This is a genomic window from Caulobacter sp. ALps2, assembly GCF_058681635.1.
In genome coordinates this window covers 3,953,608-3,978,105 of record NZ_CM178743.1, presented here as the reverse complement: position 1 = coordinate 3,978,105, position 24,498 = coordinate 3,953,608, and the positions used below count along the sequence as shown (strand labels likewise).

The window sequence follows — 24,498 nt, the reverse complement described above, 5'->3', positions numbered from 1 at the left end:
CCCGGCGGCGGGGCGAGCCTGGTCATCGGGGCGTCAAGCCCGCGATCAGATCACGGCCTCGGCCTGCCGGCGCACCTCGTTGGCCAGGGGATGGAGGGATTTCGGCGTCGTCGGCGCGACCAGACTGTAGCCGATCCCGTCGGTCGCCCAGGAGACGCCGTCCAGGCCACGGTCGGTCTGCTCCGACATGGCGGTGTCCTTTTCAACCTTCATCGGCCGGACCATCACCGCTAGCCGTTCACCCTGCGCGCTGTCGTAAATGAACATCGCCGCCGGACCGTGCGGCGTCGTCACCAGGCGCCCGCCGATGAAGCGATAGCCGGCCGATTGCAGGTCGGGGACCGCGACCGGGCTGCGCAGACGGTTCGACACCCAGCGGACCAGGTCGGCCTTTTGCGCCGAGCCGATCTCGACGGGCCGATGCAGATCGGACGCATAGACGCGGTAGTTGTCGGCGGCCTCGCGGGCCAGGGCGCCGACGCCATTGACCGGCGGGGCGAAGACGGCGCGCGCCGTCCAGCCGCCCAGGCCGCCCAGGCAGAGGATCATCGCGGCCGCCGCGGCCGGCCGCCAGGCGATCAGACGGGCGCGCCGGGCTTCGGCCAAGGCGCGTATCCCAAGTTCCGGCGGGATCGGCTCCTCGGCGATCGGCGCCAGGGCGGCGCGCAGGGCGGCGCGCTGGGCGATATAGCCGTCAATCCGGCGGGCCGCCTCGGGGTGAAGCCGCAGATAGTCGGCGACCTCCTGCTGGCGGCCGGCGTCCAGCACCTGGTCGACATAGGCTTGCAGGTCGTCTTCGCTGATCGGGCGTGACGCGCTCATTTGATTCTCCGCAGGTGTGCGCGTTGGACAGGGCTGGCCGCATCGGCGGCGATCAATTGCGCCAGGCGCTCGCGGGCCCGGGAAAGCCGTGACATCACCGTGCCGATCGGAACACTCAGAACCTCGGCCGTCTGGGCGTAGGTCAATTCCTCGACGCCGACCAGCAGGATCACCGCCCGATAGTCGGGCGTGAGCTCGGCCAAGGCTCGGAGCAGGTCGGCGTGCTGCACTCCGTCCGATTGACTGGCGGGCAGGGACAGAGCGGCCTCCGCCACGCCGTCGATCGCCAGATGCCGGCCTCGACGCTGGATTTGTCGCCAGCGACTGACCGCCAGATTGTGCAGGATCGAGAACAGCCAGCTTCGCGCATCGCTGGTCTTGCGCCGCTGCCCCCAGCGGCCGATCGCGCGCTCCAGGCAATCCTGGACGAGATCGTCGGCCTCGGACGGGTCGGACACCAGCGACCGCGCATAGCGGCGGAGGCTCGGAATCGACGGCTCGATCAGGCGGATCATGTCGTCCATGGCGCCGCTCCGGTCCGTCGGCTCATAGAGCCTGCACCTGCACCGGCGCGCCCGGCCCCGCCGGGCCGCCGGCCGCGATCACAAGGTAGCGTCGCTGGTCCGGCTGGCCAGCCTGAACCAACTGCCGGATGGGGCCGATGGCGTTGACGATCGCCGAACCGGCCGGATTGGTCATGAAGTTGGCCAGCGGCTGAAGCGCCCCGCCGCCGTCGGCCTGGTCCGACAGGGCCAACACATAGGGGGACTTGGGCGTCAGGCCGGTGACCGAGGCCTGCACGACCTGGATCAGGCCCTGGTCGAACAGGCTGACGCTGGTCGGCGTGGAGCCCGCCGGGCCGCCGACCGCCGCCAGGGTCAGGTGGGCTGCCTGGCCGGCGACGCCCAGCGGCTGCAAGTTCTGGGTCCCCGGTCCCTCGGGGACGGCGTTGGGGACATAGGTCAGCGCCTGGGGCGCCTGGCCGATCGGCACGTTGGCGATCACCTTGTTGCCGGCCGTGTCGATCACCGCCAATTCGTCGGCGTTCTCCAGGCCGACATAGACGCGCGTCCCGTCTCCCGACGGCCAGATTCCGTGCGGCAGCTTGCCAACCGGGATGGTCGCGACCTTGCTGAAATCGTCGGTGCGGAACACCTGCACCTGGTTGAGACCGCCGACCGTCACATAGGCGAACTGCCCTTTGGCGTTGCGGATGAAATTGACGTGGTTGGTGATCGGACCGGTGTCGATGACCTTGAGGATGTTGAACGGCGGCCGAGCGTTGAAGGCCACCGCCTTGCCGACGTCCTTGAGGGTAAACCACACCTGCTGGCCATCCGGCGAGGCGGCGATGTTGGGGCAGAAGGGGCTGGGCTGGACCACCTTGGCGACGATCTTGTGGTCGGCGACGCTGATCACATCGGTCTCGGGATTGAACGACGAGCAAACATAGCCGTACTGGCCGTCGGGCGAGAAGATGGTCATGCCTGGGCCGGCCGGCGTGATGATCCGGGCCTTTTCCTCGAACGTCGCGCCATCGAGCACCGCCAGATAGTTTTCGCCGCGCACCGTGACCCACACCTCCTTGCCGTCGGGCGTGAAGAAGGCCTCGTGGGGCGAGCGGCCGACATAGGTGGTGTGCTTGACCGCGTTGGTGGCGGTGTCGATGAAGGTCACCGAGTTGGAGCCGATCGACACCACCGCGAGCGTCTTGTGGTCGGGCGAGAAGCCCATGCCGTGGACCAGCACCTGGCCCTTGTAGAGCGGACTGAAATTGCCCGGCGACGGATCGCCCAGCCGGATCACGCCCAGGAGCTTGTTGTCGACCGGATCGGTGACCGAGACGGTGTTGGAGAATTGCTCGGCGGCGTAGACGCGATCGCGGTGGCTGATGGCGATGTCGGCGTCGCTGGCCTTGCCTGGAGCCTGCCCGGCCCACGCGGCGGCGCAGAGGGCGCTGGCGGCGAAAAGCGACAGCATGAAGGAAGCGGTTTTCATCTCAGTGATCCTGGGCCGGAGCGGCGTGGTGATGGGGCGTGGACGGCGAAGAAGGTGGGGCGGTCGGCGCGGTCGGCGCGGCGTAGGCCGGCGGCAACGGATCGCCCAGCGCCAGGCGCATGGCGGCGATCTCCTGCTGCTGCTCGACGATGATCTCCTGGGCCACCCGGCGCAGCTGTTCGTTCTTGCCGTAGCGCAGCTCGGCGATCGCCATGTCGATGCCCCCCTGGTGGTGGGGGATCATCATCTCGACGAAGTCGCGGTCGACGTCGCCGGTCGGCTTGATGGCCATGGCGGCCATCATCTTGTCCATGGCCACGTCGTTCTCGGCCTTGAAGCCGTCGGCCGGCGTGCTCGCCGCGAGCGGCGCGGCGCAGCCCAGGCTGGCCGCGACGAGGATGGGGGTCCAGATTCGCTTCGTAGGGCTTGGGACGGGAGGCAAGGGCGTTCTCCAGTTCGGCGTGCGATGGCGCGACGGTTGAACATGAGACGCCGGCCCAGCGCGTTTATTCCATCCGGCCTGAAATCATTTTCGGGCCCTCCGCCCCGAGATCATGGCGCCGCCGGACGGGAATAAAGCGGTCGCGGCGGCGTCTGCTCAAGGGTCGTCGTGACCTTTGGAGACATCCCATGCAAAGATTCCAACCATCCATCGCTTTCGCCGCCCTGTCGCTGCTGGTCGCCAGCCCCGCCCTGGCCCACGATCTAGCCCCGATCCAGGTTGTCGAGACCGCCAAGGGCGCCGCCCTGGCCGACCCGGCCGGCATGAGCCTCTATGTGTTCGACAAGGACGCTGCTGGCCGCTCCAACTGCGCCGGGGCCTGCGCCCAGAACTGGCCGCCGCTGCTGGCCAAGGCCGACGCCATGGCCGACGGCGACTACGGTTTGGTGACGCGCGAGGACGGGTCCCTGCAATGGGCGTTCAAGGGACGCCCCCTCTATCGCTGGATCAAGGACCAGAAGCCCGGCGACATCAGCGGCGACGGCTTCCTGGCCAACAGCTGGCATCTCGCCGTCGCCAGGCCCTAAAAAATTCGCGGCGGTCCGGGAATAAAGCCCGCGCATCGGCGTCCATCCAGGAGGTCCACGGGGCAAGGCGCATGACATCCATGATTTCGACACCCCGGCCGCCGCCGTCCAGGACGGCGGCGCGTCTCTGGACCTCAGGCCGCGGAGCGATCGCCGCTCCGTCCTGAGCGCCTGAGGCTCGCCTCGGTGAGCCGCTCCCTTCCCTCCGACCGACGGACGCCCGCGACGCCTCGCGGGCGGACGCCGGTCCATGTCCACAGTTCAGAAAAGGGTCTTCCCCATGCCTCACCTCTCGAAGCCGGCCCAGGCTCGCCGCCTGGCCCTGATCGCCGGCCTGTTCGGCGCCGGTCTGGCGCTCGCCTCCGCCGCCCAAGCCCAGGCGGTGGCCGACGCGGTCGGCGACTTCATTCCCAGCTATACCGGCCCCAAGGGGGCCGATCTCGACGTCGTCGCCATGCAGGCGACCTATAACGGAACGACTTTCCGTCTCGACGCCACGACCAACGGCGCGATCGGCCAGACGGCTGGCGGCGTCTATGTCTGGGGCTTCAATCGCGGCAAGGGCACGGCGCGCTTCGGGGCCATCGCCTCGAACGTCCTCTTCGACTCGGTGATCATCGTCGACCCCAAGGGCGTGACCACCGTTCGCGATCTCGTCACCGGCGCGGCCACGGTGCTGCCGGCCGGCGCGGTGACCGTCTCGGGCAACAAGCTTAGCGTCGTGATGCCGGCCTCGCTGCTCACGCCCCAGGGCCTGAAGACCGCCCAGTTCCTGGCCAACCTCTGGCCGCGCAGCGGTCTGGTCGGCAACGAAACCATCTCCGATTTCGCGCCCGACAACGCCGACGCGCGCCTAGTGCTCGATTTCCCGACCCCGGAGGAAGCCTCGGTTCAGACCGAGGTGGTCATCGACGGCGCTTCGGTTCGTTTCGACCAGATCCAGTCGCGGCTGGCGGGGCGGCGTGAGGACGAGGCGCGGTTCAGTGGCTTCCTGACGGCCGGGGCCCGGTTCGGCGATCACGGCCTGGGCGACTCTTTGGCGGGCGATCAGACGACGACGATCGCCAGCGGCGGCGTCGACTACGCCCTGACCCCCGACCTGGTCGTCGGGGCGGCCTTCTCGGCCGACAGGACCAACACCGACCTGTCGCTGGGCGGCAAGTTGAAGACCAAGAGCTATTCGCCCGCGCTCTATGCCGGCTGGCGTTCGGGCCCGTTCCATCTGGACGGCTACGCCGCCTACACCAGCATCGACTACGACTCGCGCCGCATCCTGCCGATCGGCGACAGCGCCTTGGCGGCCACCGCCACTCCCGACGGCAAGGCCTATACCTTCGCCGCCGCGGCCGGCTATCGCCTGGGCTCTGGAGCCTTCACCTTCGGGCCTATCGCCGATCTGGTGGCCACCCGCGTCAAGGTCGACGGTTACACCGAGACCAATCCCGAGGAGTTCGGCTCGACCCTGCAAGGCCGCACGCGCAACAGCACCCGCCTGGGCCTGGGCGTCGAGGCGCGCTACGGGGTCGATCGTCCTTGGGGCGCGCTGGTCCTGGATGGCAAGGCCCGCGCGGTGCGGGAGCTTGGCGACAAGCGCGACATCTTCAACGCGGCGTTCACCGCCCAGCCCGACGTGGTGTTCGCCGTTCGCGGCCCCAAGACCGGCGTCACCTACGGCGCCTTCGATCTTGGCCTCACGGCGGTGACCAAGACCGGGTTCCAGTTTGGCGCGACCTATGCGCCGCGCTTCGATGGTGATGGCCTGGTCGATCAGGCCGCCCTGCTGTCGATCAGCAAGACCTTCTGATGTTAGGGCGGGGCGCTTGGTCCGAGCGCCCCCGACGGCGGCCGGCTACAATCGAACCGTTAGATCATCGCCGCGAGCAATTGTCGGCCTCGGGCGACACTCGCCCTTGTGGCGCCCCCCTGGTCCAACTGACACGTGAAGCGCCAGCGGACCGCCCGGCAGTTGCACGATGCTTTGCGGCATCCGCCGAAAGCTTCGTGCAAGCCGCACCGCGCATAGGGCTGAGCATTCCTCCCGGAGCCCGATCTCATGCCCCTCCTACCATCACCGCGCCTGAACCGACCTATCGGCTGGATCTGCCTGGCCCTTCTCTGCGCCATGCCGCGCTCCGCTATGGCTCAGTCTGTTCCTGAGTCGGCATCCGAGACTGACCCGGCCGGGAATGATCCCTGGGAGAAATTCAACCGGGGAGCGTTCAGATTCAATCGCGGCTTCGACCGCTTTCTGATCGGGCCGATGGGGCGCGGCTACATGAAGGTCACGCCTCGGGCGGCGCGCGCTCGCGTGTCCTCGTTCGTGGCCAATCTCGGTGAGCCGCGCACAGCCATCAACGACTTGGCCCAGGGACGCCCGCGTGCGGCCGGCGTGACGGCGTCGCGCTTTTTGATCAACACGACAGCCGGTGGGCTCGGTCTTTTCGACGTCGGAGCGAAGCTGGGCCTGCAAGGCCATGAGGGAGATTTCGGCCAGACTCTGGGACGCTATGGCGCGAACTCGGGCCGCTACCTCGTCTTGCCGCTGATGGGGCCAACCACCCTCCGTGACGGGGCCGGTCGATTGGTCGACATGATGACCGACCCCGTCGCCATGGCAACGGCCGGCGGGCCTAAGATGTTCGGGCCGATCCGGTCCACCACCACGATGCTGGACGGACGCGCCAATGCTGACGGTTTTCTCCGCGCGCTCGACGACGCAGCCGATCCCTACGCCATGATGAGGTCGGCCTATCTGCAGAACCGCGCCGAAATGGTCCGTCAGGCCAAGGGGGGCGTCCAGGTCCTGCCCGATTTCGACGCGGCTAGGATCGAGCCCTGATGGCATACCTCCACAGTCCGTGGCGCGTCCTGATGGAGTGCGCGACCCCCACGCCCTGGGTGGTCGTGACCGGCCAACCCGACGCCGAGGCGTTCGTGATCACCGCGGCGCGGGACCTGCTCGGCATCCTCGGCGATGCCCGTCTGACGCCATCCGGGCGCGTCACGGTCTTCGCCTCGGCCGTCGCTCGCCTGACGGATAGCGGCTTTGGCTCGGGCCCGATCCGGGAGGCGTGCGACGCGACGCCCCGACGCGGGCGACAGCGGCTGGCGGCGGCGCTCAGTTCGTGGATCGATCGCGCTTATGATGGCCGGCTGCAGCCCAGGGCCGCCGACGACGTGATGCTGCTGACATCGAGCAGCCCAAGGCCGGACGAAGTGGTCGTCGCCTTCACCATAGCCGACGAAGGGGCGTTCAGGCCGATCCAGATGTCGTGGCGGGTCTTGCGGTCGACGGGCGGATGGCGGCTGATCGACGTGGAGTATCGCGGCGTCGGGTTGACCGGCGCGTAGTACTCGACACTGGCGAGCCGACGCCGCGGACAAAGGACAGGCCGATGATGGGCGCGCTCAGGAGGCCGTTGAGATGGGGGCGGGGCAGGCCGTCGCTCATGCGGATGCTGTTCCCGCTGGTGCTGTTCGCCGTGAGCACGACGATCGTGTTCGCGGCCGTGCACGGGCGTGATCCTGAGGATCAAAACGTTCCGGTTCTTGAGCGCCTGCGCCCCGCCTGGATCGTGTCGCAGTTCAGCGATGCGGTTCCCGAGATCGTGCTGCTCTTGGTCCTGATGATGGGCGGGGTCTATGCGACCTTGCACATTGGCCTTCGACCGCTACGCCATCTTTCTCTCCTGGCGGGAGACATCGCCCCGGCCACCATCGAGGCCCGGCTTCCCGTCGAGGCCGCGCCGCGCGAGGTGGCGCCGCTGGTCGGAGCCTTCAATGCGGCGCTCGACCGCCTCGAAGTCGGACTGCGCGCGCAGCGGGACTTCTCCGCCAACGCCGCCCATGAACTGCGCACGCCGCTGGCGACATTGCGGGCGCAGGTCGAGAGTCTGCTGGAGCCCGACGAGCGCCGGGCGGCCAGCGAGGAGTTCGAGCGTCTGGGCCGGCTGATCGCTCAGCTTCTGGCGCTGGCGGAGGCGGAGGGCAGGGCCTCAGGCGCCAACGCGCGCTTCGATCTTGTCGCCCTGTCGCGTGACGTGGCCAGCGACATGGCTGGCTTTATCCTTTCGAGCGGTCGCATTATCGGCTTCGATAGCGCGATCGCGGCGATGACGGTCGACGGTCATTCGGGACTCGTGGAGACGGCGCTGCGCAACCTCATCGAGAACGCCGTGCGCCATACGCCGGCGGGCGCGGAGATCCTGGTGGCGATCGATACGGCGGGCGTGGTCCGCATCAGCGACGACGGCCCCGGGGTATCGGCGGCGATCAGAGACCGCGTGTTCGAACGATTCAGTCGCGGCGACCCGCGCGGTCCAGGCGCGGGCCTGGGCCTCTCGATCGTACGCCAGATCATGGAACGGCACGATGGTCAGGTGAGACTGGCCGCCTCAGCGCGCGGCGCGTGTTTCGAACTGGATTTTCGGCCACAGGGCCGACGCGACGATCAATCGCTCGCGCCGGCTCGCCCCCCGTCCAGCCGGATCGCCATATAGCCCAGTCCGCGGAGCGCGCGGATCGTCACGTCGGCGCCGAGTTCGGCCATCTTCCGGCGCACCCGGTGGACATGCACCTGGATCGAGTTGTCGGTATAGTCCTGGTCCAGGCTGTGCAGGCTGTCGCCCAACTGCGCCTTGGTCACGACCCGGTCGGGATGGCGCAGGAAACGCTCCAGGACGATGCTCTCACCACGCGATAATGGCAGGCGCGCCTCGCCGACGCTGATCTCGTGAGCGCCCTGGTCGTATTCCAGGTCACCATAGCGCAGGACGTCGGCGGTGAGAGCCGGCCGACGTCCCAGCGCCCGCAGGCGCGCCACCAGTTCCTCGACGGCGAACGGCTTGACGAGATAGTCGTCCGCGCCGCGCTCGAGACCCACCACGCGCTGGTCGACGCTGCCAAGAGCGGTCAGCATCAGAACTGGCGTGCGCAGGCCAGTCGCCCGCGCCCTGGCCAGCAGGTCCAGCCCGCTCTCGTCGCCCAGCATGATGTCGAGAACAGCCACCTCATAAGTCACGCTGCGCCAGGCGTGCCAGCCATCGTCGACGGTTTCGAAAAGATCGACCGTGAATCCGGCCTTGACCAGTGACCTGGCGGTCGCCTCGCCCAGCCGAACATTGTCCTCGATCAGCAGGGCGCGCATGGCCGTCAGAAGCTATAAAGCAGGGCGAAGACGAGCTGACCCTGGTCGGCTGAGCCTTCGCGGCTGACTATGGAACTGTCGGCCGCGCTGTCAACGAGCCGGCTGTAGCTGGCATGCGTCAGGGCGCTCCAGCGATCGCTGAGCCGGTAGCGCAGGCTGGCGCCGACCTCGACGTTCTCGATCCCCGCCTTGGCGGTGTAAGGCGATAGGCCGCTGGCCACCGCCCCCGCCGCCGAAACGCCATAATAGGCCTGCGAATACTTCTCGTTGGCCCAGGTGGTCGACAGGTTGGCGCCCACGCTCCAGCGGTCGGTGAGATCGCGATCGTAGTCGAGGCCGACCGTGGCGAACACCCCCTTGTGGACCTTGCCGGTATCGGTCAAGACCTCGGCGCTGATTCCCAGGGCGCCGCCCGCGACGTCGAAGCGCTTACGCGCGAAGACGCCAGCGTTGACGGCCGCGTCGATCTCGCCCAGGCGCCGCACGACGCGGTTTTCGATATCGTCGTTCCGGCCGCGCTCATAGGAGGCCATTGGGCCGAACTCCATGAAGCCTCCAGGCAGCACATTGGCCCGGAGCGCGCCGCCCTCCAGGGCGACGTAATAGTCGCCCTGGCCATAGCGCAGGCCGACATAGGGCAGAGGGCTGAGCTCGAAGTCCTTGGAGCCCTTGAACTCGGGTCGGTAGACCGCCGCCGCGCCGAGCGACAGACGCAGGCCGTCGCGGTCGCCGTCTTCAACTTGGGCCTGGGCGACGCCGCCGCCAGCCACGACCGAGGCGAGTAGACAGAGAAGGGGGAGGTACGCTTGCATTTTCGTCAGGTCCGGGAAAACCGCGTTGGCGCGGTGGGCGGCCTATGCAAGCCCAAGCTTGCGCGGACCTTTCGGATGCGGCGTGTAGGGGCGGACCGCCGCGTCCTAACGCAACAGTCAGGACGACTTCAAAGGTCCGCTTCCTGGACACCAACCAAGGTCAGGTCATGGCGCCAGTCGGCCCCACGTCGTGAACGGAAAAGCGCATCCACCGTTCTCTACTTGGAGTAACGCTTTTGCGACCGGGGGCGCGGCTGGCGATCTGCCGAGCCTTCTAGATTCATTTGGGCGGAGACTTGGACACGCCCAGGATCATGAAGCGGGCCAGGGGACGCTTGAAGAGCAGCAGGTAGGTGACGTGACCGGCGACCAGAAGCATCAGGCCGTTGCCGAACAGTTCGTGGATTTCACCGAGCGGACTTTCCTCGCTCCCCTCATCCTCTTCGCCACCCTCGTGCTCGCCGCGCGTTTCCACTTGCGCCGCGACCGGTCCGGATGCGGGACTTGAGGCGGACTTGAGGCGGACTTGAGGGCTCGCCCCCGATCCATCGCGATGCCCGTCCCGGTCACCCCGATCAGGCAGACCGCGATGCCGAGCAGCAGGACCCGACTGATCACCGGATGGGTGAACGCGTTGTCGAGCTTTAAGCCATGGATCTGCGGGTAGAACCGCATGAGGCCCAACTGGGGCGCGCCCGTCAGCGCCATGATCACGCGCACCAGGATCACAACCGCGACGCCATAGCCAAGCCAGGCGTGAACAGCCCCCCATTCGGTGCTGAAATAGGCCGCCAGCACCAGGATGGCGAGCACGGCGTGGTAGGCCCGAAGGCGCGTCATGACCGGCATGGCCAGCCCTTTCTCGGTGTTGAGGTCGCGGTACGATCGCGCCAATGACCACAGGCGGCGCGCGATCGTTGAGGCTGTCGGGAAAGCGATGCGTCGGCGGCCGGATCCTGTCCGGGCGCCGCCAACGGTCTGCCAGTGATCAGACCCCTTTCGGGTCCGACCGCTTGGCGATCTCGCGTGAGATCGCCGTCTGGAATGGCCGCCTAGATAACGTCAATTCGCCGGGGCGCGGGACGTTCCGCGCCAAGCGGCCGCCTCGGCCGAATCTGGCCGAGGCGCTTGGCGTTACTTGCCGGCCAACTGCTCGTGAGCGGCCTTGTAGCGGGCATAGTGGTCGCCCTCGTCGGCGGCGATCTGGCGAAAGAGGGCGGCGATCTTCAGGTCGCCGGCCTTCTGCGCCTGGTCGGCGAAGCCGATGTACATGGTCTTGTTTTCGTATTTCTCGCCGGCCATGGCGTCGAGCAGGTTGGCGGCGTTGGTTCCGTCCAGTTTCAGGGCGTCGGCCTCACGCGCGAAATGCTCGTTGGCTTCGACATTGGCCGAGTCCTCGAACAGCTTGGCCAGGACTTCATTGCCGCCTTCGCGGGCGACCTCAGCGTAGCGACGGTACTTGAGGTTGGCGAACGCCTCGCCGTGCATGGCGGCCTGCAGGTTCTCGCGGGTCTGGGGCGACAGAGTGTCGGCGGCGAAGGCCGGACCGGTCGAGACGGCGGCCGCAAGGGCAGCGGCGGCCAGAAGCTTGGTCAGGGTCATGGGAAGTCTCCGAGGGCGCGCGGATCGCGCTCCGCCAACCTCCGCCCGCGGCCTGACGAAAACCTGACAGGACAGGTGATCGCAAAAATTGGCGTCCGTCAGGTTTTCGTCAGCCGCCGCGGTCAGCCTGGCGATCAAGGAGCGCCCGCTCCGGATCTCAACGGAGAAAGCCTATGCGCAAATTCTTGATCTCGGCGACCGTCGCCGCCGCCACCCTGTCCATCGCCGCCGCCGCCGTCGCTGGCCCCAAGTGCACGACTGAGCCCAAGGCCAAATGGCTGACCGAGGCCCAGATGAAGGCCAAGATCGCAGCCCTGGGCTACACCAAGATCAAGACCTTCCAGGTCAGCGGCAGCTGCTACGAGATCTATGGGACGAACAAGGCCGGCAAGAAGGCCGAGGTCTATTTCAACCCGGTCTCCGGCGCGATCGTCGAGGACAACGAGGACTAGACGCCGATGTCGCCTCAAACCTCGGGCGACGCCGTTCCGATCTCCAACGCCTCGGCGCCGCCGCCCCCGGCGCGCGTCAAGGTGTGGGATCCGCTCGTGCGCCTCTTCCATTGGACACTGGCTCTCGGCTGCATCGCCAACCTGACCGTCCTGCGGGAGGTCAAGACGGTCCACCGTTATGTCGGCTATGTCGTGCTGGCCGCCGTCGTGATCCGCCTGGTCTGGGGTTTCATCGGCACGCGCCATGCTCGCTTCGCCGATTTCGCGCCCGGTCCGCGGCGCCTATTGGCCTATCTGGTCGCCCTGTCGCGAGGCCGGGAGCCACGCTATGTCGGGCACAACCCGGCGGGCGCGGTGATGATGCTGGCCTTGATGGGCCTTGTCATGACGTGCGGCGTCACGGGCTGGATGATGGGGCTGGACGCGTTCTGGGGCGAGCGGTGGCTTGAAACCCTGCACGAAGGCGCGGCCAATGTGATCTTGATCATGGCGATCGTCCACGTTCTGGCGGCGCTTGTCGAAAGCTGGCGTCACCGCGAGAACCTGGTCCTGGCGATGATCACCGGTTTCAAGCGCGCGCCGAAGGGAAGCGACGTCTGCCATGCGCCTGCTGCTGATTGAGGACAATGCGCGCCTGGGCGAGTTGATCGTCGAAGGGCTCGAGCGCGAGGGCTTCGTCATCGACTGGCGCGAGACGCTGGAAGAGGGCCTGGAGGCGCGGGGACTGGCGACCTATGACCTGATCCTGCTGGACCTGGGCCTGCCGGACGGTGATGGCCTGGATCTCGTCAGGCGCCTGCGCCGTGATCGTGATGTCGTTCCGATCCTGATCCTGACCGCGCGTGGCGGCCTGGGCGAGAAGATCGCCGGGCTCGATGTCGGGGCCGACGACTATCTGGTCAAGCCGTTCGACATCGCCGAGCTGGCGGCGCGTTGCCGAGCCCTCCTGCGACGGCCCGGCGCCTGCCTGGGCGTCGTCCTGAGCGCGGGCAATGTCGCATTGGACACCGCCAGCCGGAGCCTTCAGGTCGCGGGCGTCAGCGTCGCCATCACCCCTCGAGAGCTGGCTTTGCTGGAGCACCTGTTGCGGCGTGCGGGTCAGGTCGTCCCCAAGGCCAGCCTGGAAGACCAGCTCTACGCCATGGATGCGGAAGTGACGCCCAACGCCCTCGAGGTGGCCGTCTCGCGCCTGCGCAAGCGCCTCGCCAGCGCCGGGGCCGACGTCATTCTGCGAACCGCCCACGGTGTCGGCTACGTCCTGCTGGCGTCAACGCACGCGGCTTCCGCGCATGGCTGAGGCCACACCCGGCGCGCCGCGCCGACAAAGTCTGTTCACACAGATCGCCTTGCGGCTGGCCCTGCTGGCCCTGGTCTTCGCCCTGCTCGATGTGGCGATCGTCGTGCCGATGTACGCCAATGACCAGCAGGCGCTGGCCCAGGACTTCATCGCTCAGCAGGCGGAGCGCGCAAATCACCTGCTGGCCAGCGCGCCCAATTCGCAGGAGGCTTCGACCGCCTTGGCCGAGTTGGCTAAGCCCGCCGGGGTGAGCGCCTGGCGGGTCGAGGTGTTTGACGCCAGGCAACGCCTGGTGGGCAAGGTCGGGGATCTGGCCGACTCCTCCAAGGCGCCGCCGGCGGGCATGCTGGACTGGACCCAGCGCGAGACCAACTCCCAGGGCACGCGAATTTTTGGGGTTCAGCGGTTTGAGAACAAGATCGGTCCCCGCTGGATCGCGATCACCGCGCAGGCTCGTGGAAATCGGCTCTACTGGCCGGTGATTGGCCAGGAACTTGTCGAGCATGTCGCCCTGCCGCTCATTCCGCTGACGCTGCTCCTGCTGCTTTTCAATGTTCAGGTCGTCGGCCGTCTGCTCAAGCCGCTGTCGTTGGCGGCTCGCCAGGTGGACGCCCTGGTTCCCGACCGCATGGACGCCCGCCTGTCCGAACCAGACGCCTCGCGCGAGGTCGCCGCCCTGGTCGGCGCGGTCAATCGGGCGCTGGATCGATTGCAACAGGCCATGGGGCTGCTCAAGGGCTTCACCGCCGACGCGGCCCACGAACTGCGCACCCCGCTCTCGGTTCTGCGACTGAGGATCGAAGGGCTGCCCGATAGCGCGGGCAAGGCCCGCCTGGCCCAGGAGGTGGAATCGATGACTCGCCTGGTCAACCAGATGCTCGACTTGGCCCAGGCCGACGCCCTGGAACTGACCGACGCGCAGGACATCGACCTGGCCGCCCTGGCGGCGCGGGTCGTTGGACAGATCGCGCCCCACGCGTTCGCGGCCGGCCACGATGTTCGCCTGATCGATCTTGGGAGCGCTCGGCTGCGTGGCCATCCCGACGCCTTGGCCAGAGCCCTGCGGAACCTGATCGAGAACGCGATCCGTCATGCCAATCCTGAAGGGCCTATCGAGGTCGCTGTCGGTCCCGGGGCGCGTCTGTCGGTGCGCGATCATGGCCCCGGCCTTGCGAATGAGGATATCGACAGGATCTTCGACCGCTTCTGGCGCAAGTCCCGCGCCGCCGAGGGCGGGGCGGGGCTGGGCCTTGGCATCGTTCGCAGTCTTGTCGAGGCCCACGGCGGCGTCGTGACCGCCCGAAACGCCGACGGTGGCGGCGCGCTCTTCACCTGTATTTTTACCGCCGCTGACCCAGGCGCGACCCTGGCCCGGTGGCCTCGCGATCGTACCCCTTTGAAGGACCTTCCCCATGAGCCGCCTGCACAGCGAACGACATCTGGTGGCCCGGATCGGCTGGCTGCGCGCCGCGGTTCTGGGCGCCAATGACGGCATCGTCTCGACCGCCAGCCTGATTGTCGGCGTCGCCGCCGCCAATCCCGACAAGGGCGCTATTCTGCTGGCCGGCGCGGCAGGCTTGGTGGCGGGCGCGATGTCGATGGCGGCCGGCGAATATGTCTCGGTCTCGTCCCAGTCCGATACCGAAAAGGCCGACCTGGCCCGGGAGCGCGCGGAACTGGCCGCCGACCCGGCCGCCGAGATGGACGAACTGGCTGGGCTCTATGTGGCCCGAGGCGTCACGCCGGACGTCGCGCGGCAGGTCGCCGAGCAGTTGATGGCCAAGGACGCGATCGGCGCCCATGCCCGCGACGAGCTGGGCATTTCCGCCCACACGACGGCCCGCCCGATCCAGGCCGCCCTGACCTCGGCGGCGACCTTCACGGTGGGAGCGGCCTTGCCCCTGGCGATCGTGCTCCTGGTTCCTGCCGCCTGGCTGACCATAGGCGTCGCGCTGGCCGCGTTGTCGTGCCTGGCCGTGCTCGGAGCCGTTGGTGCGGGGGCTGGCGGCGCTGGCGTCTGGCGATCGGTGGTGCGAGTGACGTTCTGGGGCGCCGCGGCGATGGCGCTCACGGCGGGGATCGGCCGGCTGTTCGGCGCGGTCGTCTAGCGCCGGGGGGGATGGCAGGTCGCGCCTAAACCAGGTGTCGCCAGCCGATCACCGCGCCGCCGACGATGAGGGCGAGGACCAGACCGCAGGCGATCGTCAGCAGCCAGCCCGCCAGCAGGGCCAGGCCGTCGCGCTGAATGACGGCGGGCGCCTCAAGCAACTGATAGCTTGCCGCTCCATTGGCCATCCCGGTTCAAGCAGAACTGGCTTGATGTGGTCCGAGCTTTTCGTGAAACGAATGTCGTGTTTCTGGACCTAAGCGAGTGTCTCTTTCTGGCGCGTTGGCGGTGCTCCCCATAGAGCGGCACACGGTCAGGCTTTGGGACCTGCCAAAAGGACTGGAAGCGCCACTACGCCGTTGCGCGCTGGTCACGCTTAAAACCACTGGCAACATCCTTGTCGTCATAGCTCTGGCGGTTTCGCCTACAGGCTGGAAATCGCCGCGCGGAGTTTGTCGGCTACCGTCCGAGCCGCGTCCTTCAGACCTGCATTGTCGATCGCCTGCATGGAGGCCACGGGATCAATGGCGGAGACATGTGTGCGGCCTTCATCGCCCTCTTGCACCACGACATTGCAGGGCAGCATGGCGCCCACATTGGCCTCCAGCTTCAGCGCTTCATACGCCAGCCCCGGGTTGCATGCGCCCAGGATCAGGTAGCGACGGAAGTCCACGCCGATCTTGGCCTTTAAGGTCTTCTGGATATCGATCTCCGTGATGACGCCAAAGCCTTCCTTCGCAAGGGCCTCGCGAGTTCGTGTGACTCCACGAAGCTTGAAGTTAAGGAGCGGGGTGACCCGCTCGATACCCTTGATCATGCAGGCTGCGATCGAGGCCAGGAACAGTTCCGCGGGATTGAACGCATCCCGGCGGCCAGCGACATCCGTGTCCAGGACAAGGCTTGCATCCTTGGCTAGCGCCAGGCTCCCGTGGCCGTCGATGCGCTCTGCGGTGACGCTGTAGTTCATTTGAGCCTTGGCAGCACGGTTGGCGCTTCGATAGGGCATCAGCGACTTAGGCTTCGTACTGCTGATGTGAGTAGAGGCCTCAGACGGGAGAGCATTGATCTGCCTCAAGCCGGCCCCAAGCCATTCGCCTGGCGAGCAGGAGCGTTTAGGCGTAGCCCATCGGCGCCTTCGGCTGAATGTCCGAATTCTGGAGCCAAGCCAACAGCCGCTTATGGCGCAGCACTGCCGTGGAAGCTGCCGTCAGTCAGTCCAGAGATGGGGGAGGGAGCTGGAGCGAGCGCTTGGCGGCGCAGCTTCGGTTGCCGCCTAGGGGAGGGAATGCTCAGTCCTTCGTCTGAGACTTGGCTTCACGCGGATGATAAATTGCTTTTACCAACCCGACCCGAACCAAACCTCCGGGCGCAAGCGATTGTTGCTCCAAGTGGAGGCCCGCCTATCCAAGCGTGAAATCGCACGCAATTCGCGACCCTTTGTTTCTCGTGGCGACCGAACTGCCTAGAACGATGGTGCTGGAGCTTGGCGAACGATCGCGTGCCTGGCCGGCGGATCTCCGGCGGCGCTGGACTTACGCCGCTGCGGTCGGCGCGCATCAGCGGATGCGTCTTCTGAGTTTCGGGACACTTGGATCAAGGCTGTAGGCGGTCGCTCAAGCGCTATCTGCCAGTCGCAGGGTTGGAGTCAGAAAATCGCGAAACACGGAACGACGTGGCAACAGATCCAAGGAGGGCTGCGACTCGCAGCTATTTGAGTCAGGGACAAAAGCGCCATGGATCGACCGATATTTACCGTCTAAGATATATTATCAGAAGACGTCGCATGTTCACTGGTGTTGCACACCGCCGTTGTCACGGATCATAGATGCAGAGCTGCGCTTACGCCTAGCTGACCTTCTAGATGACCAACTAGGGTCGATAGCAAATCTAGACGCCGCCCCTCCACCTGTCCAACTGCGTGGCGCAGGCCACGATAGTGGCTGCATCAAGCCACCCATGACGCTGCCGCTCGATCCAAGTCCTAAGCCAATCGACTATTGGCGCACGGTAACGGAGCACGGCGTCGAGGTCCGACCGATCTGCGTCAACGCCCCGCGCTGGGACTACACATTGGAGAAAACGCCGGACGGCGCCCTGGCCGTGCGCCCGGGCCTGCGGATGGTTGGGCAAGCTGGCCGAGCTAGACGCCGCGCGCCTGGTTTTCTCTGGCCCGCGCCGAAGCGCCCCTTCGCGCCGTCGACGATCTGTGGCGCCGGGCCCAGGTCAGCGTCGGCGCGCTATCGCGGCCGGCCGAGGCGACGCGTTATCGTCGAGGACTACGGCCATGTCGGCCTTCCGATTGGCGCCAGAAGCAGGCATTGGAACGACTCCAGGTTCCGGACCTTCGTTCGTCGACTCTGTAGCCACGACCAACTCATCGTTGGTCGATCGCTTTGCCAGCTTCAAAATGCTCGGTCTGCACTGGCTTGCCCAAGCGCACAGGCGAGCATGATTGGCTAGCGCCGTCGGAAGAAACTCATTCCCACACAAAGTTGCTGCTCAGCCCTCCCCCCCCGAAACCTTCGGCGACCATTTCGGGCGCAGCAGAACCACGGACGACGCGGCCCCGATCACCAGAAACACCACGATCACAGACATTGGCAATTGATAGCCACCGCTGACGTGGAGCAGCCAGCCGGAGATGCTGGCGGCCGCTCCGCCGGAGAGTCCCGCCGCGACATGCTGAACCCCCACGATCATCCCGATGGCCGGTCGTGGGATCAGCGTGACCTTGGTGAGCGCCAGGTTGTTGGCGCTGGCCAGGCCCAGGCACGACAGGGAGAAGATGTTCCAAAACAGCGCCGCGCCGAGGCTATGGGCGTAGGCCCCAAACAGCACCGTGGTCGCTCCGATGAAGCCCGCGACGATGAACGCCTTGCGCGTCACCACCGGGTCCCCGCCCCTGTCGATGATCCGGTCCGCCGCCCAGCCCGCCGCGACGGCGACGATGGCGATGCCGGCGAAGCTGAAGAAGGTGTAGAGGCCGGAATTGGTGAGCGAGAGCCCACGCTGCTCGACCAGATAGGACGGCATCCAGGTCATGCAGAAGAAGACGAAGTAGCTATAGCAGAAGTTGACGATGATCCCGCCCCAGACCACCGGCGAGCTGATGATGCGTCCAAACGGCACCGACTGAGCCCGTCGGCGCGCGTCCGCGCGTTGGTCCTTGCGCGGGAAATCGTTCTGGACTCGCGCCATCCAGGGAACCAGCCACAGCAGGCCGCACACCCCGGTGATGATAAACATCAGACGCCAGTCGGAGACGGTGATCAGCCATGCGCCCAGGGGCGCGCCAATGGCCGTGCCGACCTTGTTTCCGAAGGAGAATATTCCCAGCGCGGCGCCGGTGTGGCGCTCGGGAACATTGTGACGGATCCAGCGATAGCTCGCCGGCATCACGATCCCCTCAGCCGCCCCCACCAGCGAGCGCATGATCACGATGCCCGCCAGGGCCGGCATCGCGCCGGTCGCCGCGGTGGCCAGGCACCACAGACCGAAACAGATGGCATAGGGTATTTTCGCGCCGTATCGATCGACCACCCAACCCAGGGGCATCAGAGCGGCCGCGTAGGCCCAGAAGAACGCCGCGCCGACCTGGCCGCGACCAACGGCGTCCATCCCGAAATGGTGGACGAAATCCTTGTTGGCCAGGGCCGCGGCGATGCTCGACCGATCGGCGTAGGCAATGAGCACGCCGACCGAGAGGAGCAGCATGATGCCCCAATGCTTGGAGCCGTCCGGCGATTTGCCGGTTGTCGTTTTCAACCCAACGGCATCTGTCATGACCGTTCGCCTTCGCGTGTGTCGATCAGCATCATCGCCCCGCCCGTGTGCGAGATCGGCGCGTGGTAGATGCTAGTCACGATTTCCCCGCCGGAGGCCGCGCCGCGCATGGCCAGCCAAGTCATGAGCTCCAGCCCCTGAGCGCCGGCGAGATCGACGATCTCGTCATTGGTGAAGCGGGTCAGGGCTTCAGGATCGTGTTCGATCTTCTCGAGGGTGAGCCGGTCGAAATCCTGGTTGATCTTGCCGCTGATGCCGAGCTCGTGGCTCAAGCCCCCGCTGCCGACCAGCAGGACCCTACGGTCGCCCGGGAAGGACCGGATGGCGCGACCGATCGCCTGGCCCAGCTTGTAACAGCGCGCGGGTGTCGGCAGCGGCGGCAGGACGCCGTTGATCATGATCGGGATCGTGGCGACCGGAAGGTCGCCATGCCCCCCACCGTCGGACGGGAACAGCAGGTCCAGCGCGGTGATCCCGGCGTGGTCGAAGATCATTTCCTGGCACGTCGAGACGTCGAACTCGTCCGCGACGAGCGACCCGACGATGTGCCAGGCCAGTTCGGCGTCCCCCCGGAAGGTCCTGGGTTCGGGCGGCCCCCAGCCCTCGTCGGCATTGCGGTACGCGTGCGCCGCCCCGATCGCGAAGGTTGGCATGTTGTCGAGGAAGAAGTTGAGGCCGTGGTCGTTGTAGAAGACGATCACGACATCGGGCTTGGCCTTGCCCAGCCATTCATGAACCTTGTCGAAGCTGGCGAAGAACGGCGCGAACGGCACCTCGGCCTGCTTGTTGGCCGCGATGGTCCGGCCGATCATCGGCACGTGGCTGGTGCCCAGCCCTCCCACGATCGTCGCCATCAGCGCGCTCCCTGCGGCTTGGGAACGCGATCTAGCTTGGCCAGGAAGTACATGTTGCCGCCAGCGGCGAACAACAGCTTCTTGTCCCGCGCCCGGACGGCTGCCAGCTCCTCGTCGTTGAGCCCAAACCGCGCGCAATAGGCGTCCGGATCGGCGGTGAAGGCGGCGCGGTTTTCCGCCGCGTTGAGCGTGAAGCACATGCGATTGAGCGCATAGCCCTTCAACGCGGCGTCTGGATGGAACTTGCCCGGTTGGACATCTGCCACGGTTGACCTCGATTTCTGTTGATTGGGGTCCAGTCGCTGCCGCTATTGGGCGGGCGCCCTGGACGCATTGACCATCTTCAGCGCGCCGCCGACGAAACCGCTCGCCGCGCAGCCGGGCTTCACCATGCTGGCCGTCACGGGATAGCTGTTGGTGGGGTAGTCCTCGTCGGGAACGACGTAGTGGACGGGCCCGTAGCCCAACGAGACCAGCATCGTGTTGGCCGGATTGGGCGCGCCCTGCTTCACCTTCCCCCAGAGCGAAGGCATGACGTTGGCGTCGCTATGGACAAGAGTGAAATCGCCCAACTGGACGGTTCCGAAGCGCAGAGGAACCGGCGCGATGTCGGTGTCGGTGAAGACGCATCGGGGTAGCTTCGAATCCGGCGCATCCGAACAGGAGCCTGGATTGTTGAGCGGGAAGGTCGACTTGCCCGGACACATCAGAACCTGAAGCGAGGCGGAGATGTTCAGCCGCTCGGACGTCTTGATCCGCAGCGCGGTCGCGACGACCTCCTCGCCCAGGACCGTGGCGACCGCGGCCTTGACGGCGTTCGGCTCGGCCGGCACGAGACCTGGCCCCTTGCGCCCTGGGTTCAGCGCGATGCCCATCGGCGCGCCGACCGTGTACATCGCCACCACCTTGTCGCCATAGCGCTGCTCGACATAGCGCTCGACCATGCCGACCATGTCGGCGCTGACCTTCGATCGCTTGCCGCCCCCGCCCAGGCCCGGGACGCCTGGTCCAGGCCCGTTGGAGACCATCAGGGCGATCGGTTCGCCAGCCAAGGTCTCGACCTTGAAGACGCCGATCGAGGCGTCGGCGCTCTGGGTGCGGCCGCTTACCGCCGCGCCTTCGGCCCCCGCGCCGCCGTCGCCGCGTCCTGCGAGCCTGAAGACGCCGTTGGCATAGCCCGCCTTCGCCGGCTGTCGGTTGGCGATCGCCTGCCTTACCGAGTCCACGATGGCCGCGGAGGTGATGCGGGTGATCTTTTCCGATCCCGGCAGGATGATGCCCACGGGGTTGTTGTCCATGCGCACGGTGTCGTGGGTATGGGTCACCGCTAGGACGATGTTCTCTGGCGGAGCCCCGGAAACCTTGGCGATGCGCGCCATCACGTCGTCGAAGATGTCGGGTGCGAACATCGGCAGATCGCCGACGACCAGCACCGCGCGCTTGCCCCCCGAGTCCAGCACCACCGTCCGGACGAAGAGCCGGCTTTCTATGGATTCGAACGGCTTGGGCAGGTCTTCGACGGCGGGGGTGATGTCGACCCGCGCGGCCCCGGCCATCAGGGCGCCGCTCGCGGGGGCCACGGCCGGCGCCGGCGCGGACCCGGGCGCCATGACCGCCGCCGCCACGGCCAGCGGGGCGATCAGGGTCGTCGATAGCAACGCCAGGCGTAGAATATTACGTTTCATGGTCTCGTTTTCTCCAAGACTTCGTGGCTATCGCAATGATCAGAACTTGAGACGGACGCCGGCCGTATAGTATCGACCGACCATGTCGTCGGACTGGAGGTAGGCGCCGAACCGGCCCGCATCGGCCGAGGAGTTGATCGCGATGGGCGGCTTCTTGTCGAAGACGTTCTGAATATTGAAGAATAGCTCCGGCTGAAGGGTCTCCAGCTTGGGCGAGAAGCTGAAATTCAGGTTGGCCGTCCAGAAGCTCGGGATCTTCGGCTCAGCGTAGACCAGCGTGGTGTCGGTGTTCCATCGCATCGCGCTGCGCCAGCGGGTCGAGGCCATGACCTTGAGCTGGTCGGTCAGTTCGTAGCTGGCGAAGCTGGTCACCCGCCACTTGGGCGTCGAGCCGAGGCCACCGGCCGTCGCATAGGCATAGCCGGCGACATCGACGACGCCGACGCTGGGCGTGTCCTGGCGCAGCACGGGCTGGTAGGTCGTCAGGACGCGAAGCGACAGCGGCCGACCAAAGACCTGGGTCGCGTAGCTGGACTCGACGTCCACGCCCTTGGTGTAGATCTCGGCCGCGTTGACCGAGCGGGTGTAGAAATAGGTCGCGTTGTTCGCCGCGCTCGTGTCGCTGTAGCCATTGGGCCGGACGATCAGCTCACAGAGCGAGGAGGCGCCGCCGCTGGCGATGCAGAGTTTCTGCACCGAGACTGTTGCGCCGTTGAGGGCGGTGATCGCGTCCTTGATCTTGATGGCGTAGAGGTCAACCGAGAGGCTCGCGCCTGACAGCCATTGCGGCCGATAGACGACGCCCGCCGTGATCGTATTGCCGATCTCGGGCTTGAGGTCGGGATTGCCGCCGCCCTGGTTGGGCGCATTGACTAGCGTCGCGCCCGTCAGCTGGTCGATCACCGTGGCGCGGCTGACGGTACCGGGACCATACAGGTTGTTGAGGTTTGGCGCGCGGAAGTCACGCGAGCGGGTCGCGCGGACGGTCAGCTGGTCATTGATCCGCCACGTCCCCCCGACCTTCCAGGTCCACGCACCGCCGAAGGTGTCGTAGTCGGCGTAGCGGCCGGCGAGATTGATGCTCAGGTCCTGAGCGAACGCTGCGTCCTTGAGCAGCGGAACCTCGACCTCGATCGCCGCTTCCTTGACCGTCTGATGCACCAACGGCGTGATGCCAAAGGTCACCTGATGGAGGTTCGTCGTGCCCTGGACGCAGTTGTAGAGGATGCCGCTGCAGTTGGCCTTGTCCTCGGGCGGGATTTCGCTCGTCGCCGACAGGCCGACCCGGCGCCATTCGCCCGACAGCGCGACGGTCACCGGCCCCGCCCAGGTTTCGAACAGGGGTCCCGCCACCGAACCAGTGATGTCGGCGATGCTGCCCTTGGCCTCGCCGACCGTGGTGTCGGTCAGATAGTCGAGCGACTGGGCCGAGGCTGCGTTCGGTCCGAAGGGATTGAAGGGCGCGCAGGCGGCGTCGTCATTGGTGGTGATCGCGTCGGCATTGATGCGGCAGACGACGTTCCCGCCGACCGCCACCGCGTCGAGCGCGGCGGCCAGGTGCTGCAGATTGATGTTGCGGACCGTGGTCCATTTCTGGGTCGACACCCCGTGCGCCCCGCCCAGTTCCCAGACGAAGTCGCCGACCTTGCCCCGCAGACCGCCGTTCACGTAGTAGCTGCCCAGGTCGAAGACCTTGGTATGCGGCCCCAGCTGCGGGCCAAGCTGCTTGCTCAAGGTGAAGGTCGTCGTGGCCGTTCCGTACTGATAGGCGGCGGGCAGGAACGGGTTTTGCGAGCGCAGCACGACGTTATTCATGCTGAGCGTGGTGTCATTGTACGAATTGCGGTTCTTCGCCCCGAACCCTTCGACATAGAAATGGACGTCGTCGGTCAGGTCGAAATCGAACCGCGCGAACGCCCGCTTGGCCCGCAAGGCGCCTTTCAGCGAGCTGTCGTTGTTGTAGGCGCCGTCGCCGCCGACCTGGAACCCGGAGGTGCCGGTGGCGGTCCCACTCTGGAAGGGCGACAGGACGCCGTTGGCCGTGAAGGTCTGTCCCGCCAGGGGGCCGGATCGGATCAGGCCTCCGGCGGTCAGGGACGCGTTGTGCACATTCGAATAGAGCTTGAACGGGTTGGCCGCCGAGCCCGGCGTGGCCGTCGAGCCGGCGACGCTGCCCTCGATCTGCCAAAGCTGGCCGAGGTCGCGGCTGAACATGTCGAGAATGCCGGGGTCGTTGTTGTATTCGAGGCTTGCCTCGATATGGCCGCGACCGCCGAACAGGTCCGTCCCGACGGCGACGCCGAGATCGGTGGTTCGATCGTCGCCGCGATCCGAAACGCCGCGTTGGGCCTTGATCGACAGGCCGTTGAACTTGGAATCGGTGACGAAGTTGACGACGCCCGAGATGGCGTCAGAGCCATAGACGGCCGAGACGCCCCCCGTGACCACATCGACCCGCTGCAACAGCATCTGCGGGAACATGTCGATCGTCACCAGGCCGGTGTCGGTGCTCGGCTGGAGCCGCTTGCCGTCGAACAGGGTGAGCGTGCGATAGAGGCCAAGGCTGCGGATATTCGGCGCATTGGCCGCGCCGTTCGGCCCGCCGTTACCACCGCCGGTGCCGCTGTTCTGGCCCATCGAGTTCTGGAAGACCGGCAGCTGCTGCAGGGCCGCAGCCACCGAGGTCGGCGTCGAGGCCAGCAACTGCTGCGTACTGACGACCGTCAGCGGCGTCGGGCTGTTGTTGCCGTTGGAGGGGATACGCGAACCAGTGACGACCACCTCGGCCACGGTGGCGCTGGTGTTCGCCTCCTGAGCGTGCGCCGGCAGCGCCAACGCGAACGCGCTGGTGCTCAGCAAAAGGGCCTTCGAAAGCGGATGGTTGATGCGCACGTTTACTCCCCTTGATTTG

At 66.6% G+C, this 24,498-nt stretch carries 25 protein-coding genes; 10 read left to right on the top strand and 15 right to left on the bottom strand.

What is annotated here, in order from left to right; all coding sequences use genetic code 11:
* Nucleotides 1-45: 45 nt before the first annotated feature.
* Genes ACW173_RS18830 through ACW173_RS18815 form a run of 4 tightly spaced genes read right to left on the bottom strand, consistent with a single transcriptional unit; the run spans nucleotide 46 to nucleotide 3,262 of the window.
* Complete coding sequence (locus ACW173_RS18830; protein WP_492081621.1) at nucleotides 46-822, bottom strand: anti-sigma factor family protein; 777 nt, start codon at nucleotides 820-822, stop codon at nucleotides 46-48.
* On the bottom strand, nucleotides 819-1,346 hold the full coding sequence (locus ACW173_RS18825; protein WP_492081620.1) for an RNA polymerase sigma factor: 528 nt from the start codon (nucleotides 1,344-1,346) through the stop codon (nucleotides 819-821). The genes ACW173_RS18830 and ACW173_RS18825 overlap by 4 nt, the downstream gene beginning before the upstream one ends.
* Before the next feature lie 22 nt (nucleotides 1,347-1,368).
* Nucleotides 1,369-2,820 carry a YncE family protein gene (locus tag ACW173_RS18820; RefSeq protein ID WP_492081619.1) on the bottom strand — a complete coding sequence of 484 codons (1,452 nt, stop codon included), beginning with the start codon at nucleotides 2,818-2,820 and terminating at the stop codon, nucleotides 1,369-1,371.
* 1 nt (nucleotide 2,821) lies between these two features.
* Nucleotides 2,822-3,262: a DUF305 domain-containing protein gene (locus ACW173_RS18815; protein ID WP_492081618.1), complete on the bottom strand. Its 441-nt coding sequence runs from the start codon at nucleotides 3,260-3,262 to the stop codon at nucleotides 2,822-2,824.
* Between the two features lie 188 nt (nucleotides 3,263-3,450).
* Here ACW173_RS18815 and ACW173_RS18810 point away from each other — a divergent pair, with 188 nt between their 5' ends.
* From ACW173_RS18810 to ACW173_RS18790, 5 genes are all read left to right on the top strand, one after another.
* A complete protein-coding gene (locus tag ACW173_RS18810; RefSeq protein ID WP_492081617.1) occupies nucleotides 3,451-3,849 on the top strand; it encodes a COG4315 family predicted lipoprotein in 399 nt (132 codons plus the stop codon).
* 280 nt (nucleotides 3,850-4,129) lie between these two features.
* Nucleotides 4,130-5,653, top strand: coding sequence for an autotransporter domain-containing protein (locus ACW173_RS18805; RefSeq protein WP_492081616.1), 1,524 nt, complete (start codon nucleotides 4,130-4,132; stop codon nucleotides 5,651-5,653).
* 249 nt (nucleotides 5,654-5,902) lie between these two features.
* Nucleotides 5,903-6,688 carry an MlaA family lipoprotein gene (locus ACW173_RS18800; protein WP_492081615.1) on the top strand — a complete coding sequence of 262 codons (786 nt, stop codon included), beginning with the start codon at nucleotides 5,903-5,905 and terminating at the stop codon, nucleotides 6,686-6,688.
* Nucleotides 6,688-7,200 carry an ABC transporter substrate-binding protein gene (locus tag ACW173_RS18795; RefSeq protein ID WP_492081614.1) on the top strand — a complete coding sequence of 171 codons (513 nt, stop codon included), beginning with the start codon at nucleotides 6,688-6,690 and terminating at the stop codon, nucleotides 7,198-7,200. The genes ACW173_RS18800 and ACW173_RS18795 overlap by 1 nt, the downstream gene beginning before the upstream one ends.
* Before the next feature lie 98 nt (nucleotides 7,201-7,298).
* Nucleotides 7,299-8,348, top strand: a complete 1,050-nt coding sequence (locus ACW173_RS18790) for a sensor histidine kinase (protein ID WP_492081613.1) — start codon at nucleotides 7,299-7,301, stop codon at nucleotides 8,346-8,348.
* Here ACW173_RS18790 and ACW173_RS18785 read toward each other — a convergent pair.
* The 4 genes from ACW173_RS18785 to ACW173_RS18770 form a co-directional block, all read right to left on the bottom strand.
* Nucleotides 8,300-8,995 (bottom strand): response regulator transcription factor, encoded by a 696-nt coding sequence (locus ACW173_RS18785; RefSeq protein ID WP_492081612.1) that lies wholly within the window; start codon nucleotides 8,993-8,995, stop codon nucleotides 8,300-8,302. The genes ACW173_RS18790 and ACW173_RS18785 overlap by 49 nt on opposite strands.
* Before the next feature lie 5 nt (nucleotides 8,996-9,000).
* Nucleotides 9,001-9,807 (bottom strand): MipA/OmpV family protein, encoded by an 807-nt coding sequence (locus tag ACW173_RS18780; protein WP_492081611.1) that lies wholly within the window; start codon nucleotides 9,805-9,807, stop codon nucleotides 9,001-9,003.
* A gap of 378 nt (nucleotides 9,808-10,185) precedes the next feature.
* A complete protein-coding gene (locus ACW173_RS18775) occupies nucleotides 10,186-10,656 on the bottom strand; it encodes a cytochrome b/b6 domain-containing protein (RefSeq protein ID WP_492081610.1) in 471 nt (156 codons plus the stop codon).
* 285 nt (nucleotides 10,657-10,941) lie between these two features.
* Nucleotides 10,942-11,409: a ferritin family protein gene (locus tag ACW173_RS18770; protein ID WP_492081609.1), complete on the bottom strand. Its 468-nt coding sequence runs from the start codon at nucleotides 11,407-11,409 to the stop codon at nucleotides 10,942-10,944.
* Nucleotides 11,410-11,582: 173 nt separating this feature from the next.
* On the opposite strand from ACW173_RS18770, the gene ACW173_RS18765 reads away from it, so the two are divergent.
* The 5 genes from ACW173_RS18765 to ACW173_RS18745 are packed head-to-tail and all read left to right on the top strand — an operon-like array spanning nucleotide 11,583 to nucleotide 15,266.
* Nucleotides 11,583-11,861 (top strand): PepSY domain-containing protein, encoded by a 279-nt coding sequence (locus ACW173_RS18765; RefSeq protein ID WP_492081608.1) that lies wholly within the window; start codon nucleotides 11,583-11,585, stop codon nucleotides 11,859-11,861.
* 6 nt (nucleotides 11,862-11,867) lie between these two features.
* Nucleotides 11,868-12,482 (top strand): cytochrome b/b6 domain-containing protein, encoded by a 615-nt coding sequence (locus ACW173_RS18760; protein WP_492081607.1) that lies wholly within the window; start codon nucleotides 11,868-11,870, stop codon nucleotides 12,480-12,482.
* Nucleotides 12,463-13,158 carry a response regulator gene (locus ACW173_RS18755; protein WP_492081606.1) on the top strand — a complete coding sequence of 232 codons (696 nt, stop codon included), beginning with the start codon at nucleotides 12,463-12,465 and terminating at the stop codon, nucleotides 13,156-13,158. The genes ACW173_RS18760 and ACW173_RS18755 overlap by 20 nt, the downstream gene beginning before the upstream one ends.
* On the top strand, nucleotides 13,151-14,647 hold the full coding sequence (locus tag ACW173_RS18750; RefSeq protein WP_492081605.1) for a sensor histidine kinase: 1,497 nt from the start codon (nucleotides 13,151-13,153) through the stop codon (nucleotides 14,645-14,647). The genes ACW173_RS18755 and ACW173_RS18750 overlap by 8 nt, the downstream gene beginning before the upstream one ends.
* Nucleotides 14,571-15,266: a VIT1/CCC1 transporter family protein gene (locus ACW173_RS18745; RefSeq protein WP_492081604.1), complete on the top strand. Its 696-nt coding sequence runs from the start codon at nucleotides 14,571-14,573 to the stop codon at nucleotides 15,264-15,266. Before ACW173_RS18750 ends, ACW173_RS18745 begins: the two co-directional genes overlap by 77 nt.
* Before the next feature lie 25 nt (nucleotides 15,267-15,291).
* Here the strand turns inward: ACW173_RS18745 and ACW173_RS18740 are convergent, their stop codons facing one another.
* From ACW173_RS18740 to ACW173_RS18710, 7 genes are all read right to left on the bottom strand, one after another.
* Nucleotides 15,292-15,426 carry a hypothetical protein gene (locus ACW173_RS18740; protein ID WP_492081603.1) on the bottom strand — a complete coding sequence of 45 codons (135 nt, stop codon included), beginning with the start codon at nucleotides 15,424-15,426 and terminating at the stop codon, nucleotides 15,292-15,294.
* A gap of 263 nt (nucleotides 15,427-15,689) precedes the next feature.
* On the bottom strand, nucleotides 15,690-16,232 hold the full coding sequence (locus ACW173_RS18735; RefSeq protein WP_492081602.1) for a DUF302 domain-containing protein: 543 nt from the start codon (nucleotides 16,230-16,232) through the stop codon (nucleotides 15,690-15,692).
* A 1,532-nt stretch (nucleotides 16,233-17,764) separates the two neighbouring features.
* A complete protein-coding gene (locus ACW173_RS18730; protein WP_492081601.1) occupies nucleotides 17,765-19,048 on the bottom strand; it encodes an MFS transporter in 1,284 nt (427 codons plus the stop codon).
* On the bottom strand, nucleotides 19,045-19,902 hold the full coding sequence (locus tag ACW173_RS18725) for a class III extradiol dioxygenase family protein (protein ID WP_492081600.1): 858 nt from the start codon (nucleotides 19,900-19,902) through the stop codon (nucleotides 19,045-19,047). Before ACW173_RS18725 ends, ACW173_RS18730 begins: the two co-directional genes overlap by 4 nt.
* On the bottom strand, nucleotides 19,902-20,168 hold the full coding sequence (locus ACW173_RS18720; RefSeq protein ID WP_492081599.1) for a hypothetical protein: 267 nt from the start codon (nucleotides 20,166-20,168) through the stop codon (nucleotides 19,902-19,904). The genes ACW173_RS18725 and ACW173_RS18720 overlap by 1 nt, the downstream gene beginning before the upstream one ends.
* Before the next feature lie 42 nt (nucleotides 20,169-20,210).
* Nucleotides 20,211-21,587: a hypothetical protein gene (locus tag ACW173_RS18715; RefSeq protein ID WP_492081598.1), complete on the bottom strand. Its 1,377-nt coding sequence runs from the start codon at nucleotides 21,585-21,587 to the stop codon at nucleotides 20,211-20,213.
* Nucleotides 21,588-21,626: 39 nt separating this feature from the next.
* Nucleotides 21,627-24,479, bottom strand: coding sequence for a TonB-dependent receptor domain-containing protein (locus tag ACW173_RS18710; protein ID WP_492081597.1), 2,853 nt, complete (start codon nucleotides 24,477-24,479; stop codon nucleotides 21,627-21,629).
* Nucleotides 24,480-24,498 lie beyond the last annotated feature (19 nt).

What these genes read in the sequence shown, in the direction of transcription:
- ACW173_RS18830 (WP_492081621.1), bottom strand. Translation starts at nt 822, where the DNA reads ATGAGCGCGTCACGCCCGATCAGCGAAGACGACCTGCAAGCCTATGTC.
- ACW173_RS18825 (WP_492081620.1), bottom strand. Translation starts at nt 1,346, where the DNA reads ATGGACGACATGATCCGCCTGATCGAGCCGTCGATTCCGAGCCTCCGC.
- ACW173_RS18820 (WP_492081619.1), bottom strand. Translation starts at nt 2,820, where the DNA reads ATGAAAACCGCTTCCTTCATGCTGTCGCTTTTCGCCGCCAGCGCCCTC.
- ACW173_RS18810 (WP_492081617.1), top strand. Translation starts at nt 3,451, where the DNA reads ATGCAAAGATTCCAACCATCCATCGCTTTCGCCGCCCTGTCGCTGCTG.
- ACW173_RS18805 (WP_492081616.1), top strand. Translation starts at nt 4,130, where the DNA reads ATGCCTCACCTCTCGAAGCCGGCCCAGGCTCGCCGCCTGGCCCTGATC.
- ACW173_RS18800 (WP_492081615.1), top strand. Translation starts at nt 5,903, where the DNA reads ATGCCCCTCCTACCATCACCGCGCCTGAACCGACCTATCGGCTGGATC.
- ACW173_RS18795 (WP_492081614.1), top strand. Translation starts at nt 6,688, where the DNA reads ATGGCATACCTCCACAGTCCGTGGCGCGTCCTGATGGAGTGCGCGACC.
- ACW173_RS18790 (WP_492081613.1), top strand. Translation starts at nt 7,299, where the DNA reads ATGCGGATGCTGTTCCCGCTGGTGCTGTTCGCCGTGAGCACGACGATC.
- ACW173_RS18785 (WP_492081612.1), bottom strand. Translation starts at nt 8,995, where the DNA reads ATGCGCGCCCTGCTGATCGAGGACAATGTTCGGCTGGGCGAGGCGACC.
- ACW173_RS18780 (WP_492081611.1), bottom strand. Translation starts at nt 9,807, where the DNA reads ATGCAAGCGTACCTCCCCCTTCTCTGTCTACTCGCCTCGGTCGTGGCT.
- ACW173_RS18775 (WP_492081610.1), bottom strand. Translation starts at nt 10,656, where the DNA reads ATGCCGGTCATGACGCGCCTTCGGGCCTACCACGCCGTGCTCGCCATC.
- ACW173_RS18770 (WP_492081609.1), bottom strand. Translation starts at nt 11,409, where the DNA reads ATGACCCTGACCAAGCTTCTGGCCGCCGCTGCCCTTGCGGCCGCCGTC.
- ACW173_RS18765 (WP_492081608.1), top strand. Translation starts at nt 11,583, where the DNA reads ATGCGCAAATTCTTGATCTCGGCGACCGTCGCCGCCGCCACCCTGTCC.
- ACW173_RS18760 (WP_492081607.1), top strand. Translation starts at nt 11,868, where the DNA reads ATGTCGCCTCAAACCTCGGGCGACGCCGTTCCGATCTCCAACGCCTCG.
- ACW173_RS18755 (WP_492081606.1), top strand. Translation starts at nt 12,463, where the DNA reads ATGCGCCTGCTGCTGATTGAGGACAATGCGCGCCTGGGCGAGTTGATC.
- ACW173_RS18750 (WP_492081605.1), top strand. Translation starts at nt 13,151, where the DNA reads ATGGCTGAGGCCACACCCGGCGCGCCGCGCCGACAAAGTCTGTTCACA.
- ACW173_RS18745 (WP_492081604.1), top strand. Translation starts at nt 14,571, where the DNA reads ATGAGCCGCCTGCACAGCGAACGACATCTGGTGGCCCGGATCGGCTGG.
- ACW173_RS18735 (WP_492081602.1), bottom strand. Translation starts at nt 16,232, where the DNA reads ATGAACTACAGCGTCACCGCAGAGCGCATCGACGGCCACGGGAGCCTG.
- ACW173_RS18730 (WP_492081601.1), bottom strand. Translation starts at nt 19,048, where the DNA reads ATGACAGATGCCGTTGGGTTGAAAACGACAACCGGCAAATCGCCGGAC.
- ACW173_RS18725 (WP_492081600.1), bottom strand. Translation starts at nt 19,902, where the DNA reads ATGGCGACGATCGTGGGAGGGCTGGGCACCAGCCACGTGCCGATGATC.
- ACW173_RS18715 (WP_492081598.1), bottom strand. Translation starts at nt 21,587, where the DNA reads ATGAAACGTAATATTCTACGCCTGGCGTTGCTATCGACGACCCTGATC.